The organism is Agromyces binzhouensis, from assembly GCF_004135055.1.
In the GTDB taxonomy this organism is placed as follows: domain Bacteria; phylum Actinomycetota; class Actinomycetes; order Actinomycetales; family Microbacteriaceae; genus Agromyces; species Agromyces binzhouensis.
The window spans coordinates 1-1,704 of sequence record NZ_SDPL01000535.1 but is presented as its reverse complement, the minus strand read 5'-3'; the positions used below and the strand labels follow the sequence as shown (position 1 = coordinate 1,704).

General features: G+C 74.6%; 2 protein-coding genes. Both read left to right on the top strand.

Annotation, left to right across the window (positions count from 1 at the left end):
• Nucleotides 1-108: 108 nt before the first annotated feature.
• Nucleotides 109-543 carry an SRPBCC domain-containing protein gene (locus ESO86_RS16475; RefSeq protein WP_129235905.1) on the top strand — a complete coding sequence of 145 codons (435 nt, stop codon included), beginning with the start codon at nt 109-111 and terminating at the stop codon, nt 541-543.
• Between the two features lie 55 nt (nt 544-598).
• Entirely contained in the window at nt 599-1,675 is a 1,077-nt protein-coding gene (locus tag ESO86_RS16470) for a LacI family DNA-binding transcriptional regulator (RefSeq protein ID WP_242492426.1), read from the top strand.
• Nucleotides 1,676-1,704 lie beyond the last annotated feature (29 nt).

The window sequence follows — 1,704 nt, the reverse complement described above, 5'->3', positions numbered from 1 at the left end:
GGCGCACGGTGCTCGTGCCGTCACGCCGCCTCGCGGCCGTCGGCGGCGACGACCGCGGCCGTCGACCCGACGCCGCGCGACGGGCGCCCGAGAGACAGGAGGCACGTGATGCTGGAAGACCTGGTCGTGACCTCGGCGGTCGAGGTGAACGCCTCCCCCGAACGCGTCTGGGCGGTGATCACCGACCCCGCGGCGGCACGCGAGTACATGTTCGGCGCTCGGCTCGAGGCCGACTGGATGGTCGGCGGCGCACTGCGCTGGAGCGGCGAGTGGCAGGGTCGGCCGTACGAGGACCACGGGACCGTGCTGGAGTTCGACCCGCCGCACCGGCTCGTGCACACGCACTTCAGCCCGCGGCGCACGAGCGGACTCGAGCCCGACGACCACCACACGCTCACCTGGACGATCGACGGCGCGGGAGACGCGCCGACGGTGCTCTCGCTCTCGCAGGACAACAACGCCACGCCGGAGTCGGCGGCGCACGCGAAGCGTGTGTGGGACGCGCTCGTGGCGAAGGTCAAGGAGATCGCCGAGCGCCCGTGAGCGCCGGGTCGGGCGCCCCAGCCTGCTCGAATCGATTCGACCGTACAATCGAATGGTGAGCCCCGAACCCGCAGCCACCACCGGCACCGTCACGCGCGTGACGCTCGCCGACGTCGCCGCGCTCGCCGGCGTGTCCGCCTCCACCGCGTCGCTGGCATTCAGCGGCTCCGGTCCGGTGTCGGATGCCACCAGGGAGCGCGTCCTCGCCGCGGCATCCGAGCTCGGCTACGCCGGCCCCGACCCGCGCGCCAGGTCGCTCCGCCGCGGTCGCTCGGGGATCGTCGGCGTCGTGCTCGAGGAGCGCGTGCGCGCCGCCTTCCTCGACCCCGTGAAGATCCAGACGCTCGACGGGCTCACCGAGGGCATCGCACCCCTCGGAGCCGGCCTGCTGCTGTTCACCGACTCCGGCGACCCCGACGCACCCGTCAGCCTCGACACCGCCCCCGTCGACGCGGTCGTGCTCATCGGCTGCAGCCCGAAGTTCTTCCGCCAGGTCGAGGCGCTCCAGCGCCGCGGCATCCCCCTCGTCGCCATCGAGGGCGCGCCGGGCGGCGACATCCCCGAGATCACGATCGACAACCGCGAGGCGACGCGCCTCGGCGCGGAGCACGTGCGCTCGCTCGGGCACACCGACGTCGCGACGGTCACCCTCCCGTTCGAGCCCACGCGCACGCGCGGCGAGCTCACCCCCGAGATGGAGGCCGGCGCGACCGTCGACACCGCCGTCGAGCGGCTGCGCGGCGCGCGCGACGTCTTCCCCGACATCCGCGTGGGCGTGGCCGGCGCCAGCTCGATCGAGGAGGGGCTCGAGGCGGCGCGCCTGCTGCTGGCGGATGCCGCGACGCGGCCGACCGCGATCATCGCCCAGTCCGACCTGCTGGCCGCCGGCGTCATCCAGGCGGCCGAGGAGCTCGGCCTCCAGGTGCCGCGCGACCTCAGCGTGATCGGCTTCGACGGCATCCGAGTCGACGGGCTGCAGCACGACCTGACCACGCTCGTGCAGCCGTCGGTCGCGAAGGGGCGCGCGGCGGGCGAGGCGATCGTCCGGATGCTCTCGGGGGAAGCGGCATCCGGCACCGACTTCACGAGCACGCTGCACGTCGGCGACACCACGGCGCCGCCGCGCGCCTGAGGCGGGGTGGCGCGCGCCGCGCCCGGCCC

Bases quoted from the DNA above. Each gene is read 5' to 3' on its own strand.
- ESO86_RS16475 (WP_129235905.1), top strand. From the start codon at position 109: ATGCTGGAAGACCTGGTCGTGACCTCGGCGGTCGAGGTGAACGCCTCC.